This is a genomic window from Phyllobacterium sp. 01N428, assembly GCF_056399405.1.
This window is the reverse complement of record NZ_JBFTRH010000011.1, coordinates 76,775-91,693: the sequence shown is the minus strand read 5'-3', so window position 1 is coordinate 91,693 and position 14,919 is coordinate 76,775. Positions and strand designations below refer to the sequence as shown.

The window sequence follows — 14,919 nt, the reverse complement described above, 5'->3', positions numbered from 1 at the left end:
CACGCGAGCCGGCGCTATTATTCAAAGGGCCTTGCGAAATAGCATTACCCTCGACGAGCCGGAAATGGCTTACCACTTTACCCGCAGGCCGATATTGCCCTCGACAATCTCTTGATGGGGGCCATCGACGTCGAAAGTGTAATCGGCCACGGCGAAGGCGCTGACATTCTTGGTGAAATCGTGGGTTACGCCAGCGCCAAGTTCAAGAGACGTTGATTCGAGCTCGGTATTGATCGCGTCCGTGCCGAACAGAACAGAATCCGTCCCGCTGAAGTTGTGCCAGAGATTGGCCTTCAGATAGGGCTGGAACAGGCCGGAGGCGGTCTCGTATTTGCCCTGGAGGCGGAACCCGACGCGGCCGATATACCCATCGTCGGTGTCGAACGATACATCGGAAAAGGCATCGGACTGGTCGTCGAGCGACAAATGCTGCCAGATCAGTTGCGCTTCCGGCTCGATATTCCAGCTCTGCGTGAGCGCGAATGGATAGCCGCCCTCAAGCGAAGCTGTTATGCCCGTTCCGTCGATATCAACGCCAATATCGCGCGAAGATTTAGAATCTCCGTTGAACCACGAGCCCATCAGCACGGCGTCGACATACCAGCCGGACGGGCCAATATGGGTCCAATAGCCGCCAATGCTGGTGGTATCGACATTCATCGAACCGACCTGGAGATTTTTCCAGCCGACGGCTTCGCCCTTTACGTCGGCGTCGAAGTTGGAATAGCCGAAGAACAGTCCGGCCATGTCATAATGTCCGCCATTGCTTTCATGGCCAAGGATATCGAGGCCGGCTTGAATACCGTAAAGATGTCCGTCGACAGATGGATTGACAGTACCGTTCCAGCTTTGATCGGTCGATTGGCCAAAAGCCCTGCCCCAACCTGCGGAAAAATTCGAATTCGACGTAGCGATACTCTGTTCGCCGCGCCGTTCGTGGAAAGTTCCGAGCGTGGCGAGCGCGGTTTCCCGCACTGCCGGCGGGACGACCGAATAGGTCGGAACCTCGATACGATAGAGCGGGATGGCCTCGGTTGGATCATCGGCAACGATGGGCGTTGCGCCAGGCGTGGGCGGTTCAACTCCCGGTGCCGGCGGCAGGATGATTTCCTCTCCCGGTTCTTCGACGGCGGGATCAGAATCAATCGGCGGCACCGGTGGTTCCGATCCGGGAATGAGCGCCGAGCGCAGGTACCAGTTTTCATCCGAACCTGCCGAAACGGCACCTCTAAAGAGCGCTTACTCAAAGGCGCCGGCAGCCACCGCATTGCTTAGGCCGAACGCCGTGCCGGCCGTGGTCGCCCCGTTGATCGCCTGCACGACGAGGATACCGTCCTGCCGGGTTGCCGCACCCGTCCCGTTTAGGTTCGTGACCGCGAGCCCTGTCGTCCCGCTTGCTGCGCCGCCCGAAATAACAAGTTTGTCCGCAGGTGAAGCGTCGTCCCCGAGGACCGTCTGCAGCCGAATGGCGCCGCCGCTGCCGGTATAATTGCCGATGACAGTGAAGGTATCCGTTGCTCCGCTGGTGCCATTGGTAAGATCGATGACGCCGGCATTGGTGAGCGAAACAGGCCGGATACCATCGAAAGGCGCGATCGCTGCATTGACGCCGTTACCGGCAAGGAGCGTGCTGCTGTCATCTATCGAGAAACTGCCGGTGCCCGTGCCGCTATCGCCAAGAATGAACGTGCTGTCGAGCGTGAATACCGAGCCCGCAGTTAGAGCCACGTTTTCCCAGTTTACATAGCGTGCGGATGTGGTCGCGGTCGTGTTGGCGAATGTGAGGGTGTCGGTGCCCGCACTGCCGTCAAGCAACGGCGTTGAGGAAAGCACAGCGTCAGTCAGGTTTTGCAGCGTTCCCGTGTCATTGCCGCCGCCGAGACTTATGGCACCGCCGATCGTGCCCGCAGCGGTCCAGGTGAACTGGTCATTTCCTGTCCCGGTCGTCAACGTGCTGCCGATCGATCCACCCGAAACGAAGACGCGATTATCACCAATGCCAAGATCTACGAAGGTACCGATAGAACCGCCTGATAATATCAAAAGGTCGCGCCCTTGCGCGGCGATCACGAACCGGTCGATCGTGCCCCCCGACATGCGCATTTCATTGTTGGCCTGTTCGAGATTGACCTCGCCGATCTGGCCTCCGGTCATCGTGAAAAAGTCACCCGCAAAAAACTGCCCGATGATTCGTCCGCCAGAGACGACAGCCGTGTCGAGATCGCTGCCTTGCTCGACGCGCTGGACTGTGCCCCCGGTCATCTTGAACGTGTCGACGCCGGCGCCCTGGGTTATCGTTCCGTTGACGAAGCCTCCCCTCAATTCGACGGTGTCATTGCCTGCACCGGTGTCGAGGTTGCCCTGTATGGTGCCGGATTCGATGAAGACCGAATCCGCGCCCGCGCCGAATACGACCGGACCGTTGATAAACCCCGTTCCGCGAGCCGGCATGATGAGGGTGTTGTTGCCGCCCGTATCGATCAGCGGTCCGCCGACACCGCTGTCGCACGTGTAAGTATTGTTGCCGGGATTCGGGACGAGGACACACGCAGCTTGTGCCGATTGGCCCGCTAATAGAATTGGGGAAAGTGAAATGATGGAGGGCCAGAGAAGTCGTGTGCGTACACCATGAAACTTCATGCTTCCCCTCACCTGACACAGTAGCTGGCACAACTCGATTGCTATGCTGGCTCTTTGGAAGAACGCTCCAGACCCAACCTATATTTCACCGCCACACTCTACAACCGCAGGTTTCAGTTCGCGCCGCGCTGTGACAAATATGGCGCAATTGTGCGATGCCACAGCCTTTGGGTCACGTTTTGGCCTCCATCGATTGATTTGACTGACACAGCATGTTTCGTTGTAATTGGAATGATCAGAATGCCGTTGAATGCTGGAGTACCGAAGATGGACCGCTACGAAACCTTCGCAACCTGGATCTTTATCGTCTTCGGGGCGTTGATCGTAGCCGGCCTGATGGCGTTCGCGATTGCGACCGGCGATAAGCCGGCCTTCCTGTTCGCACTGGCTTCTGGATGCTCCGCCTTCTTCCTTGGCTTTGCTGTAATCTTCGACCAGCCGCGCCTTTACGGGCTTATTCTTTTTGTCTCGGTCGCGCTCATCGGCTGTTCGATAACCGCAATCGTTACTTGACGCCTCTCATTTCCGGGACTGCGGCGCGATCTGACGATAGGCGCCATGCCAGTAGAGCAGCGGCTCGGCATTTGCGCGTAGTGTGACTGCTCTTACCCTGCCGATCAGAATGCCATGCGAATGCCGTTCGATCGCGTCATCGAGTTCGCAATCGAGCACCGTCAGGGCATGAGCGAGCGCCAAGGTGCCCGTCGAAAGTTCCAGCCACTCGGCATCCTTGTAGCGGTCGATCCCCTTTCGCCCGCCGCGCCCGGAGAAACTCTCGGCCACGTGGCGTTGATCGTGCGCGAGAACGTTCACGCAAAATGTGCCGTGGCGCTGCAGCACCGGCCAGGAGGACGAATCGCGATTGAGACTGACGATCACCGAAGCGGGATCGACCGCCAGTGATGAAACCGATGTTGCGGTAAATCCGGTTCGGTCGTTGCCGCGACCGACGGTAACGACGCTCACGGCACCGGCGAGATGCCGCATGGAATCCTTGAACAGGTCTGGTTCAACGGAAAGCTCGCGGTGGGCCGCGCCCGCTCCCGAATAAAATACGGACATACTTTCCTCATCATAGGTTGCTCGCGGATCGCGAATGAAGGTCGTGCGGTAATTGCACCACAACAAGCACCCGGGCAGCCAGCTTTTGCTTTGCGCCCGATACAACCATTTGGCGATTTTGTTTTGCCTATCCCGACAGTTTGGAGAAATCCAATCTAGTCAGACGCTTTAGACGACTGCCGTGGTAGAGATATCCGCTTTTGGCTTGGAGGGTTCAGACGAAATTTAATCCTACCGAACTCGGCCGGGGCGCAAAACCCTACCGGAGGGCAGCCGAAAATCGTAATCTCTATCGTGTTAATCGTGTAACCAATGCGTCAAGATAGGCATACGACCAAACGGAAAATCGGTTCCTCATGGCCTCCATCGACTTCGCCCAGCGCACAACCCTGGCCCGGCCCGCTCGCCGATTTATCCGGGAAAGAGCGCCCGGTATCCTGCTTTTCGCAACGGCAATCGCTTTCCACCTGGCGATCCTGTTCAACCTGCTGCCAGCCTGAGCGTTCGCTCGAATTGTCCTTCGCCTCTTTAATTCATTCTTGATGTGATAATGTCTGTTCCATGCCTGTTTGCGCCGATGACGTTCGGCGACCTTTCCCTCTCCAACCGCATCGTCATGGCTCCGATGACGCGCCGCCGCGCCCTGCACGGCAAGATCCCCAGCGAACTCAACGCCCTTTATTATCGCCAGCGTGCCGGCGCCGGACTGATCATTTCGGAATCGATCGAAGTCGATCCGTTCAGCACAATCGATGTTCCGACGAGGCCGGGCCTCACCAATTCTGCCCAGGAATCCGGCTGGCGCCTGGTGACTGATGCCCTTCACGGCGCCGGCGGAAAGATCTTCGCCCAATTGTCGCATATGGGACGCACGGCCCATCTTTCGCAATTGCTTGACGGCAGGCAACCGGTGGGACCATCGGCACTCGCCGCATCCGGGACTATCTACACGTCGACAGGTCCCGAGCCTTACGCCACACCGCGCGCGCTCGAAATCCCGGAAATAGGCACGATCGTCGCCGAGTTTGCGGCCGCCGCAAGACGGGCGCGATCAGCGGGTTTCGATGGTATCGAGATCCATGGCGCCAATGGCTATCTGATCGATCAGTTCTTGCGCGACGGCAGCAATATCCGCACCGATCGTTACGGCGGCTCGGTCAGTAACCGGACTCGCCTCCTCATCGAGATCATCGCCGCAACCCAGATGCATTGGCCGGCCGCCCGCGTTGGCGTCCGTCTATCCCCGACAAATACCTACCAGGGAATGAGCGACAGCGACCCAGCAGGTCATTTTGCCGGGATTGCCGCGTTGCTCGATCCGCTCGGACTGGCCTACCTTCACATCGTCGAGCCCATGGTGCAATCGTCTGGCCAACCGCGGACATTGCCAGCCATTCGCGATGCATTCGGCGGAACGCTCATTGTTGCCGGTGGCTATGGGCGCACTGACGCCGAAAACGTACTGGCATCGGGCGCGGCTGATCTCGTTGCCGTGGGCGAGGCCTTCATTGCCAACCCCGATCTTCCGGAGCGGTGGCGATTGAGCGCGGATCTTACTGCAGCAGACAAATCCACCTTCTATACGCCCGGCGAACGAGGCTACACCGATTACCCGCCCTTGAGCGCGGTGACCGATTAGCAGATTTTTTAGAAAATTCCGGAACCAAATTTCCGATCTCGCGTTTTTAATGTACTGGTTCCCCCAAACCAGCCCTTGGCTAACCCACAAGCCAACATGGCCCAATCCTCATGCCCCTTGAGGATTGGGCTTTCTGCATGTACCGTCCCCGGCACGAGTGGAGGTAGAGATGTCGATTGAAAATGCCAGACATGCGATCGAAGCCGCGATCCATAGCGGTGATTTCAAAGGCATGGGCGTTGCTGTCTTTAAGGCAATCAATGCCTTAGAAGAACGAATTAAACATCTGGAAGAAGAAGTAGAGCGCCTGAAACGTTCGTCAAAATAACGTTATCGGCATCTATTTCTTGAAATTCGCGATACTTGTGGTAGCATCTACGCAAGTTGAGTGTAGCGGTGCCTTGAGCCTGAGCCGCACTGAAACGATGCGCGATATTTTTATCCAGAATCCAGTTTGCTAGAGCCAAATCAAGCCTCAACCCGCGAAACCCCTACCGTCAAGGCAGGGGTTTTGCTTGTGTAGGAAGAACTTGATCGAAGGCGCATTAACCCTGCCGTCCACCGCCGCTCTCCCCCCACGGCAAGATACTTAATTCTCTTCTACGATGGCCTGAATATCTGTCGTCGAATGGTTTGTCAGGGTCTTGGGGATTTCGGCCACCACCCGGTCCGAGACTTCCTTGTGGAACTCCTGACGCATCTCTCCCAGCATAAGCGGAGGCGCGACGATGACGAGTTTCTCAAATTCACCCTTGTGAGCGTGGGCATAGAGCGTGTCAGCGATTTCCTTGGCAAAACGTTTCTTCGCCATTTCATGCCAATCGGTGTCATCGACCGCCGCACGGCCAAGGCCGGGTCCGCTGGAAAATCGCCCGGGCTTGTCGGTGCCCTGCTCGCGTGTAGCCGGATTGGGCTGGCTCAACTGGTGAATAATGCCAAGCTGGACATTGTTCATATCGTTCTTGTTGCGCAGAAAAAGTGCCTTTTCTCCGTCGGCAACCAGAACCCAGGTCTGGCGGTTCAAAATGACCTTCACCATCGCGGACTCCGACTGATATGTTGTCATCTGGAATTCCTTTTTACTGGAGTTTCGTGTGGTTGGAAATGTGCACAATGACCAAGCGAGTTCTTTAGCTGATGCCTGGTGGTGGTGCGGCGAGGACGTTGGTCAACGGGTTGCGCCAGCGGAAAGTTCCTGCTTTTTTTCCGAAAGTCGTTCCGCTTGGCACCCCTAAGCATCTGAAAAGGAATGTAACGCAATGAAGATCGCCCTTTCGATCATTTCCGTTCTCCTTGTGCTCATGGGAGGTATCTGGGCGCTCCAGGGACTGAGCATCCTCGGCGGGAGCTTCATGGTAGGGCAGACGCGCTGGCTCTATATCGGTCTGTTGACCATGATCTTCGGAGGCGTCCTGTTTTTCGTCACGAGAAGGCGCTGACGTCAGAAAAGCCGTTGGTTAATGCAGCTCCATTGGCCTTGCGTCTGGATTTGTTGAATAACGGCTGTTAGCCTCGAAATGCATGGGAGAGATCAATTTTATGACTGCACTTACTATTATCGTCGAATTCGAAACCAATGACGGCTGCGAAGAGGAATTTACTGCGATTATTCGTGAACATGCCCGCAGGACCCTCGAAGAGGAAGCGGGTTGCTTGCGATTTGAAGTGATCAAGCCGATCGAACGCGACGGAACGCCGATCCCGAACAAGGTGATCGTCAACGAACTTTACGCAAACGAGGCGGCGGTTACGGCGCACGAGAACAATCCGCGCATGCCCAAGCTGCAGAAAATGAACGCACCGCTTCTCAAGTCGCGCCGTTTGATACTGGCACAATCGCTCACTGCGCGGGCTGCCGAGGGGTTGAGGCCGCAAGAACTCAACGCCAGCAATGATGATTGAGTGGAAGCGCGATCATTACCCGAAGGTCCAATTTCAGCCGCGTCCGAATTATGCGATCAGGGCGCGGACATTCTCGATTGCACGCGCTCTGACAACGCGTCGAAAGTACGAAACATGAAGAAACTGAGCCTGGCCCTCCTTTTGCCCTGCGCGTTCGCGGTAACCAATTGCGGCGCCATGCGCTGGATGAGCCAGCCTCCCGCGCACAATTCGAGTTGCGCCGGTTGGAACAAGATCCGCCTCAAGCCTGAAACCGCGGTCTATCTTGCCAAGAACGACTTTGCCGCCGGGATCGATATCGATTCTCACAATCTAAACGGCCAGAACAATGGCTGCTGGAAATAAGCAGACTGGCCTGCTCTTGTATATCGGCATCCACCTACCTATTTAAGTCCCAGAAATTCGCTTCTGCTTTTGACCACGGATGTACTGGCACTGGTATCGAGGCGAATTCGGAAAGGTCGGGAATTCCCGGCCTTTTTTGTTGCCTATCGCACACATGTTCACTGCAATCCGCGTCCGTCAGCGTATCCGATTGCCTTCGAGGGTGCGAACGGTCTATGAAGGTCTGGCTATCGGCCTGGCCGTCCAGTTTCGACGCCAGCGGGCCGTCTCGAGCTTGTATTGAGAGTGGGTTCCTTGAATGGACAATTTTGAGAAGTACGCTCTGGCCATCATGGTTGTGTTTGGCGCCCTGATTATCGGTGGCCTCATGGCTGTTCATATTGCCTGGGCCCACAAGGCAGGTTTTCTTTATGCCTTGGGCGCTGCGGTGGTGGCATGGTCCGCCGGTTTTGCGGTCCTGTTCGACAAGCCCCGTCTTTACGGATTGTTGCTGCTCGTCACGACCGCACTGATCACGGCCTCGGTCGTCGTACTCGTTCGGTAACGCGCCCGATTCTCGGTTCGCGCATAATATGAAACCGGGCTTCATATTATCGTTTACTTTATCAAGAATAATTCTAAACTGCGGCTCAGATTCAAAGTGCATGCCTGAATCCGTGGCGCTGCCAACTGTCGGTTTTATGCGATAGTTCAGCACCGGTCCCTGGCTCAGGTTGAAAGAGAAGTAATCCGATGCGCCTGACAAGACAGACGAATTATGCAATCCGCATTCTCATGTATTGTGCCGCCAACGAGGGCAATCTGAGCCGGATCGGCGAGATCGCACAAGCATACACAGTCTCAGAACTCTTTCTTTTCAAGATCCTCCAGCCGCTGGTCGAGAACGGTTTTATCGAAACCGTACGCGGCCGCAATGGCGGCGTGAAGCTCGGCAAACCCGCGAAGGATATCACCCTCTTCGACGTGGTTCGGGTGACTGAAGAGAATTTCTCGATGGCGGAATGCTTTGACAATGATGGCGCCGACTGCCCATTGATCGACAGCTGTGGCCTGAATTCCGCGCTGCGCAAGGCGCTCAACGCGTTCTTCGAAGTCCTTGCTCAATATACGATCGAAGATATCGTGGACAAGCGCGACGTGCGCGCACTCCTCGGTATCGACATCATCGAGAAGCGACTGGCTGCGGCAAGCTAGCCGCACGGTTTTCCATCCAGCATTGCGTCTTTACGCGGGAGCGCACCGGTCGTGCGCCCGAGCGACCGATTCTGCGTGAGCGCGACCCGGTATTGGGTTTTGCCGGGTATGCTGTGACAGACCTTCGACAGAGAAGAAGCCATCATTAAGGCGCATGAGACGTTTTGACACATAACCGGATTTCGCCGGGAATTTGCGGTGCAAATGACCACTGGTGGTTTAACCTGATTGAATTGGTTAGGTTATTTGTCTAGTTTAGAACTATTCTAACTACTTGAAAACATGACATAATCTCACCACATAGATTTGACAGTTATCGCGATAGCCGGTTTTATGTACCAAGCGTTACGGTGACGCATGACCTTTGATGTTTGGGCCTTGAACCCTTGCGATTGGAGGAACCATTGTCTGGTTCGATAGTATCTCCCGTTTTCGGGGCAGTATTTTCAGGTCTCTGCGTACAAAACGCTTTTATTTCAATAGCTTATTTAAGCTTTGATGCCAATTTGGTGTCGAAGGCCGGGGCCCTTTCTTCTCAAGAATACGGCGTCGACCCGAAATGCTAGTTTGCCATTGCAATATCATTACCCAGAAGGAAGTCGAGAATACTATCATTGAACTTCTCGACGCCGACCCGTGGCAACTCGTTGTTCCTGCAAAGGTTTACCATGCCATGAAGAAGCGGGGACGCTGCTGTGGCTGCTTCCCAAATGTCGTTGAAACCATCATAAAGGTGACGGAAGAATATCACCTCCGCCATGGTTCGAATGATTCTGTTGCCGTTTCATTCATCGACCGTGTTCGGGAATTGCGTCACCAATACGGGAGTTCACGACATGAAGGGCGACATAAAGGTCATCGAGCGGCTTAACGAAGCTTTGTTCCTCGAACTGGGGGCCGTGAATCAATATTGGCTTCACTATCGCCTGCTTGACGATTGGGGTTACACCAAGCTCGCCAAGAAAGAGCGTGAAGAATCCATTGAGGAAATGCACCACGCTGACAAGATCATCCAGCGCATCATTTTCCTCGAAGGCCATCCCAACCTGCAGTCTATCGGCGCCCTGCGCATTGGCCAGAACATCAAGGAAGTGCTCGAAGCCGACCTTGCCGGCGAATATGATGCGGTCAAATCCTACAAGAAATCGCGCGAAATCTGCGATCAGCTCGGGGACTATGTCTCCAAGGAGCTTTTTGACGAACTCCTGAAGGATGAGGAAGGGCATGTCGACTTCCTCGAGACGCAGATCGATCTGTTGAACGCAATCGGCGTCGAGCGTTACGGCCAGCTCAATGCTGCTTCGGCCAACGACGTCGATTGAGCCAGAATTTGCCGGACACAAAAAAGGGCGCCAGCGGCGCCCTTTTCCTTTTTCGTAAACAGCTCATTTCGGAAGCTGGTCATCAACGCCGGCAACGTAGAAATTCATGCTGAGAATGGTCTTGTCGTCGGCGGTTTCACCTGCCTTCAGCCATTCGCTGCCGTCCTGCTTCTTGATCGGGCCAGTGAACGGCTTCAGTTCACCGGATGCGATCTTGGCCTGAGTTTCCTCTGCCAGCTTCTTCACGTCGTCAGGCATATTTGTGTAGGGCGCCATGACGACGAGGCCCTCATGCATGCCTTCGAAAACGTTGTGCGACTTCCAGGTGCCGTCGAGGACTGCCTTGGCGCGCTCGATGTAGTATGGCCCCCAATTATCGACGATCGACGTGAGCTGTGTTTCCGGTCCGAACTTTATCATGTCCGATGCCTGGCCAAACGCCTTGATCTTGCGCTCCGACGCAACCTGCATTGGTGCCGTCGAGTCGGTGTGCTGGGTGATAATGTCGACGCCCTGATCGACCAGCGCCTTGGCGGCATCAGCCTCCTTGGCCGGATCGAACCAGGAATTGGCCCAGATCACCTTGATCTTGAAGTTCGGATTGACCGACTGTGCGCCAAGCATGAAGGAATTGATGCCCTGCACGACTTCAGGAATTGGGAACGAGCCGATATAGCCGGCAACGCCCGTCTTCGACATTTTCGCGGCGATCACGCCTTGCACATATCGCCCCTCATAGAAGCGAGAATTGTAAACAGCGACATTCTCGGCGGTCTTGTAGCCGGTTGCGTGCTCGAATTTCACCTTGGGGAATTTCTGCGCGACCTTGTTCGTCGCATCCATGTAGCCGAACGATGTCGTGAAGATCAGCTGATTGCCGGCGCGTGCGAGGCGCTCGATGGCACGCTCGGCATCCGCACCTTCCGGTACGTTTTCGAGGAAGGTCGTCTCGACCTTGTCGCCGAGTTCCTTTTCGAGTTGCTTGCGGCCCTGGTCGTGCTGGTAGGTCCATCCGAAATCACCGGGGGGTCCGATATAGATGAATCCGACTTTCAGTTTGTCCTCGGCGTGCGCCGCACCCGCCAAGGCAAAGCTGGCGGCGACAGTCAGCGCCATCATCAATTTTTTCATTTAGGTTCACCTCTCTGTTAATGCGATATCGAGTTTCGTTGCAGGGCCGCCCTAGCGGTCCGGCACGAAGGGTTTGCCGAGCGAAGTCGGGGTATTCATCAGCGTCAGCCGCTTGTTTCTGGAGATCAGCACGAGCACGACGATTGTCGCAAGGTAGGGCAGCGACGACATGAACTGGGAGGGTATGCCGATACCCAGCGCCTGCGCATGCAATTGGCCGATGCTCACCGCGCCAAAAAGATAGGCGCCCGCCAGAATCCGCCATGGCCGCCACGACGCAAACACAACGAGCGCAAGCGCGATCCAGCCCCGCCCCGCCGTCATGTTCTCCACCCATTGCGGCACATAAACCAGCGACAGCTGGCCGCCGGCGAGCCCCGCACAGGCGCCGCCGAAGAGCACCGCCAGATAACGGATGCGGACAACGGGAACGCCAAGCGCATGCGCCGAGGTGTGGTTGTCGCCGACAGCACGCAATGTGAGGCCTGCGCGGGTCCTGAACAGGAACCAGACAACGGCGATCGTCAGAAGGATTGAGATATAGAAGATCGGATCCTGGCCGAAGAGAAACTTGCCGACATAGGGAATATCGGTCAGCCCGGGAATATAGAGCGATTCCATCTTGACCCCGGGCAGGCCGACAAAACTTTCGCCGATCATCGCCGATGCGCCCAGGCCGAGCAGGGTCAGTGCGAGACCGGTTGCGACCTGGTTGGTCACAAGGGTCAGCGTAAGAAACCCGAAGAGCAGCGAAAAGGCGGCGCCGGCCAAAATGGCCGCGCCCATGCCGAGCCAGGCGGATCCGGTCGTCTGCGCAACCGCAAAGCCGCAGACCGCGCCCATGATCATCATGCCCTCGACGCCGAGGTTAAGTACGCCTGAGCGTTCGACGACGAGTTCGCCAAGGGCGGCAATGAGGAGCGGCGTCGCCGCAGTCGCAACCGTTAGAAGAATGGCTTCGAACATGGACATCTCAGGCGCCCTTTGCCACGGCGTCGCCGAGACGCTTTACGAACCTTATGCGGTAGTAGATCAGCGTGTCGCTGGCCAACACGAAGAAAAGGATGATGCCCTGGAAAATGCGGGCAGACTTTTCCGATATGCCGAGCGAGATCTGCGCCGCCTCGCCCCCGAGATAGGAAAGAGCCAGAACCAGTCCCGCGGCAACGATGCCGAGCGGATTGAGCCGTCCAAGGAAGGCAACGATAATCGCGGTGAAGCCATATCCGGGCGTAATTGTCGTCCGCAACTGGCCGACGGCGCCGGAGACTTCAGCAATGCCGGCGAGGCCGGCAAGCGCGCCGGATACAAGGAAGGCAAAGAAGGTAAGCCGACCGGCGCTGAAACCGGCAAAGCGCCCTGCCCGCGAACTGCGGCCGAGTACCTTGATCTCGAAGCCGTTGAGCGTGCGCGACAGCATGAACCAGACGAGGACAGCAGCGATCAGCGCAATAATGAAGCCCCAATGCGCTCGGCCGGAATCGGCCCAAATGGCCGGCAGGATAGCGCTGTCGTTAAACTGCACCGTCTCGGGAAAGTTGTAGCCTTGCGGGTTGCGCCATGGACCGCGTACCAGCCAATCGAGGAAAAGCTGCGCGACATAGACGAGCATGAGGCTCGTCAGGATCTCGTTGGTATTGAAACGTACCTTGAGATAGGCCGGGATCGTCGCATATGCCATTCCCCCCGCCATGCTGAATAGCAGCATCAACGGCAGCACGTACCAGCCTTGAAAGTCCGGGAACATTACCGGAAGAATCGACCCCGCGATCCCGCCTGCGATCAGCTGACCTTCAGCGCCGATGTTCCAGTTGTTCGAAAGGAAGCAGACCGACAAGCCGACTGCAATCAGGATAAGCGGCGCGGCTTTCACCAAAAGTTCATGGATCGACCAGACCTCGGTGAGCGGCTCGACGAAATAGGAATAGAGTGCTGCAAATGGATTCTTGCCGAGCAACGAGAAGAGAATTGCTCCGGCAATGACCGTGAGAAACAGGGCGATGAAGGGCGACAGCGCACTGAAAAGCGCCGAGTGCTGCGGGCGTCTGACGATTTCTATCCGCATCATGCTGCCCCTGCACTCGCCAGGGGTGCGGCGTGCTCGGCACCGCCCATCATCAAGCCGACGCGTTCGCGGTTCATGGCTTCGATAGGCACGGATTCAGACAGGCGGCCATGCACCATCGCGGCGATGCGGTCCGAGATTTCGAAAAGCTCATCGAGGTCCTGGCTGATAACAATCACGGCCGAGCCGCTCCTGGCAAGGTCGACGAGCGCCTGGCGGATATGCGCAGCCGCGCCAGCGTCCACGCCCCATGTCGGCTGGTTGACGATCATCACCGAAGGGTTGCGATCAAGCTCGCGCCCGATCAGGAACTTCTGCAGGTTTCCGCCAGAAAGCGCTGAAGCATCGGGGTTTTCTGCGCTTTTGCGGACGTCCATGCGGCCGACGATGCGCTTAGCCGCCGAGGCAAGACTGGACTCTGCGACGAGCTTGAGCGCGCCGCCGGCAAGAAACACCTTGCGATCCGTCGCATGGCGCGAAAGAAGGAGATTGTTGGTCAGCGACATATCCGGCACAGCGCCGTGGCCAAGGCGCTCTTCCGGCACGAAAGCGGCACCAAGCTTGCGCCGGGCCGAAATACCGATCCTGCCAGCATCCTTGCCGCGAAGGCGGATTATGTCCGGTCGCTCCTGCAAAACCTCCCCGGAAATTGCCTCGAACAATTCGCCCTGCCCGTTTCCGGCGACACCTGCGATGCCGAGGATTTCGCCAGCCTGGACGGCAAGGCGGATATCGTGCAGCGAAACCGAAAAGGGGCCGCGCGGCCGCTGCGACAATCCGTTGACCTCGACAAGCGGCAGGCTCTGTTCAGCAGATTTTTGCACCGGACTACGCTCGATGACGTGGATGTCGCTGCCCACCATCATCCGCGCCAGGGAAGCGGCAGTCTCGGCCCGGGGGTCACACTGGCCCACAACTTTGCCGTGCCGAAGAACGGTTGCCCGATCGCACAGGCGCCGAACTTCCTCCAACCGGTGGCTGATATAGAGAATGGATTTACCTTCAGAGCGAAGTCGTTCCAGCGTCACGAAAAGCAGGTCTGCTTCCTGTGGTGTCAGCACGGATGTCGGCTCGTCCAGAATGATAAGGTCAGGGTTTTGCAACAGGCAGCGAATGATCTCGATTCGCTGCCGCTCGCCGACGGAAAGATCGCCGACAAGCGCTTCAGGATCGACCGGCAAACCATAGGCATCGCCGATTTCGCGAGCGCGCGCGGCGATCGTATCGAGCGGCGTCTTTTCGTCGAGTGAAAGGGCGATGTTCTCTGCCGCCGTCAGCGCATCAAAGAGCGAAAAGTGCTGGAAAACCATGCCGATACCGAGCGATCTTCCCATGGCTGGATTGGTCACGGTGACAGCATTTCCCTTCCAGGAAATGCTGCCGGAACTTGGCTGCAATGCGCCAAACAGCATCTTCACCAGCGTCGATTTTCCAGCGCCGTTCTCGCCGAGCAGCGAATGAATTTCGCCGGCGCTAATTCTCAGGTCGATTTCGTCGCAGGCTTTGAGTGTGCCGAAAATTTTGGTGAGCTTGTCAGCTTCCAGTAGCGGTGTTTCAGAGCCGTCTATTCTTTTTTGTGTCATTGTTCCCCGCGGCCAAGACCGTTCCTGATCCTATGC

Annotated in this window: 18 protein-coding genes and 1 pseudogene; 11 read left to right on the top strand and 8 right to left on the bottom strand. The window is 56.8% G+C overall.

The window, feature by feature from the left end; genetic code table 11:
• Positions 1 to 69: 69 nt before the first annotated feature.
• A pseudogene (locus tag AC1DNI_RS22060) lies at positions 70 to 1,197 on the bottom strand (autotransporter family protein); the annotation flags it as partial.
• Positions 1,198 to 1,239: 42 nt separating this feature from the next.
• Positions 1,240 to 2,640 (bottom strand): hypothetical protein, encoded by a 1,401-nt coding sequence (locus AC1DNI_RS22055; protein WP_477693429.1) that lies wholly within the window; start codon positions 2,638 to 2,640, stop codon positions 1,240 to 1,242.
• A 267-nt stretch (positions 2,641 to 2,907) separates the two neighbouring features.
• Between AC1DNI_RS22055 and AC1DNI_RS22050 the strand changes: the two genes are divergently transcribed.
• Positions 2,908 to 3,153 carry a hypothetical protein gene (locus tag AC1DNI_RS22050; protein WP_027233266.1) on the top strand — a complete coding sequence of 82 codons (246 nt, stop codon included), beginning with the start codon at positions 2,908 to 2,910 and terminating at the stop codon, positions 3,151 to 3,153.
• A 6-nt stretch (positions 3,154 to 3,159) separates the two neighbouring features.
• Here the strand turns inward: AC1DNI_RS22050 and AC1DNI_RS22045 are convergent, their stop codons facing one another.
• Positions 3,160 to 3,702: a flavin reductase family protein gene (locus AC1DNI_RS22045; RefSeq protein ID WP_477693428.1), complete on the bottom strand. Its 543-nt coding sequence runs from the start codon at positions 3,700 to 3,702 to the stop codon at positions 3,160 to 3,162.
• 356 nt (positions 3,703 to 4,058) lie between these two features.
• On the opposite strand from AC1DNI_RS22045, the gene AC1DNI_RS22040 reads away from it, so the two are divergent.
• The 3 genes from AC1DNI_RS22040 (at position 4,059) to AC1DNI_RS22030 (ending at position 5,669) form a co-directional block, all read left to right on the top strand.
• Positions 4,059 to 4,202 (top strand): hypothetical protein, encoded by a 144-nt coding sequence (locus tag AC1DNI_RS22040; RefSeq protein ID WP_477693427.1) that lies wholly within the window; start codon positions 4,059 to 4,061, stop codon positions 4,200 to 4,202.
• A gap of 50 nt (positions 4,203 to 4,252) precedes the next feature.
• The gene (locus tag AC1DNI_RS22035) at positions 4,253 to 5,341 is read left to right on the top strand and encodes an alkene reductase (RefSeq protein WP_477693426.1); all 1,089 of its coding nucleotides are present in this window, start codon (positions 4,253 to 4,255) and stop codon (positions 5,339 to 5,341) included.
• A 169-nt stretch (positions 5,342 to 5,510) separates the two neighbouring features.
• Complete coding sequence (locus AC1DNI_RS22030) at positions 5,511 to 5,669, top strand: hypothetical protein (protein ID WP_153667455.1); 159 nt, start codon at positions 5,511 to 5,513, stop codon at positions 5,667 to 5,669.
• Between the two features lie 261 nt (positions 5,670 to 5,930).
• Here the strand turns inward: AC1DNI_RS22030 and AC1DNI_RS22025 are convergent, their stop codons facing one another.
• A complete protein-coding gene (locus tag AC1DNI_RS22025; protein WP_477693425.1) occupies positions 5,931 to 6,407 on the bottom strand; it encodes a host attachment family protein in 477 nt (158 codons plus the stop codon).
• Between the two features lie 193 nt (positions 6,408 to 6,600).
• On the opposite strand from AC1DNI_RS22025, the gene AC1DNI_RS22020 reads away from it, so the two are divergent.
• From AC1DNI_RS22020 to bfr, 7 genes are all read left to right on the top strand, one after another.
• Positions 6,601 to 6,780: a hypothetical protein gene (locus AC1DNI_RS22020; protein WP_477693424.1), complete on the top strand. Its 180-nt coding sequence runs from the start codon at positions 6,601 to 6,603 to the stop codon at positions 6,778 to 6,780.
• A gap of 100 nt (positions 6,781 to 6,880) precedes the next feature.
• Positions 6,881 to 7,243, top strand: coding sequence for a putative quinol monooxygenase (locus AC1DNI_RS22015; protein ID WP_477693423.1), 363 nt, complete (start codon positions 6,881 to 6,883; stop codon positions 7,241 to 7,243).
• A 114-nt stretch (positions 7,244 to 7,357) separates the two neighbouring features.
• Positions 7,358 to 7,588 (top strand): hypothetical protein, encoded by a 231-nt coding sequence (locus tag AC1DNI_RS22010; RefSeq protein WP_036815271.1) that lies wholly within the window; start codon positions 7,358 to 7,360, stop codon positions 7,586 to 7,588.
• A gap of 298 nt (positions 7,589 to 7,886) precedes the next feature.
• Positions 7,887 to 8,132, top strand: coding sequence for a hypothetical protein (locus AC1DNI_RS22005; protein ID WP_027233260.1), 246 nt, complete (start codon positions 7,887 to 7,889; stop codon positions 8,130 to 8,132).
• A 188-nt stretch (positions 8,133 to 8,320) separates the two neighbouring features.
• Positions 8,321 to 8,782 carry an iron-responsive transcriptional regulator RirA gene (gene rirA / locus AC1DNI_RS22000; RefSeq protein WP_027233259.1) on the top strand — a complete coding sequence of 154 codons (462 nt, stop codon included), beginning with the start codon at positions 8,321 to 8,323 and terminating at the stop codon, positions 8,780 to 8,782.
• Between the two features lie 559 nt (positions 8,783 to 9,341).
• Positions 9,342 to 9,653, top strand: a complete 312-nt coding sequence (locus AC1DNI_RS21995) for a (2Fe-2S)-binding protein (RefSeq protein ID WP_477693422.1) — start codon at positions 9,342 to 9,344, stop codon at positions 9,651 to 9,653.
• Positions 9,619 to 10,104, top strand: coding sequence for a bacterioferritin (gene bfr / locus AC1DNI_RS21990; protein WP_027233257.1), 486 nt, complete (start codon positions 9,619 to 9,621; stop codon positions 10,102 to 10,104). The genes AC1DNI_RS21995 and bfr overlap by 35 nt, the downstream gene beginning before the upstream one ends.
• Positions 10,105 to 10,167: 63 nt before the next feature.
• Here bfr and AC1DNI_RS21985 read toward each other — a convergent pair whose 3' ends face one another.
• The 4 genes from AC1DNI_RS21985 to AC1DNI_RS21970 are packed head-to-tail and all read right to left on the bottom strand — an operon-like array spanning position 10,168 to position 14,883.
• The gene (locus AC1DNI_RS21985; protein WP_477693421.1) at positions 10,168 to 11,235 is read right to left on the bottom strand and encodes a BMP family ABC transporter substrate-binding protein; all 1,068 of its coding nucleotides are present in this window, start codon (positions 11,233 to 11,235) and stop codon (positions 10,168 to 10,170) included.
• 51 nt (positions 11,236 to 11,286) lie between these two features.
• A complete protein-coding gene (locus tag AC1DNI_RS21980) occupies positions 11,287 to 12,207 on the bottom strand; it encodes an ABC transporter permease (protein ID WP_175499025.1) in 921 nt (306 codons plus the stop codon).
• Between the two features lies 1 nt (position 12,208).
• On the bottom strand, positions 12,209 to 13,300 hold the full coding sequence (locus AC1DNI_RS21975; RefSeq protein ID WP_477693482.1) for an ABC transporter permease: 1,092 nt from the start codon (positions 13,298 to 13,300) through the stop codon (positions 12,209 to 12,211).
• Positions 13,300 to 14,883 carry an ABC transporter ATP-binding protein gene (locus tag AC1DNI_RS21970; RefSeq protein ID WP_477693420.1) on the bottom strand — a complete coding sequence of 528 codons (1,584 nt, stop codon included), beginning with the start codon at positions 14,881 to 14,883 and terminating at the stop codon, positions 13,300 to 13,302. The genes AC1DNI_RS21975 and AC1DNI_RS21970 overlap by 1 nt, the downstream gene beginning before the upstream one ends.
• Positions 14,884 to 14,919: the final 36 nt, after the last annotated feature.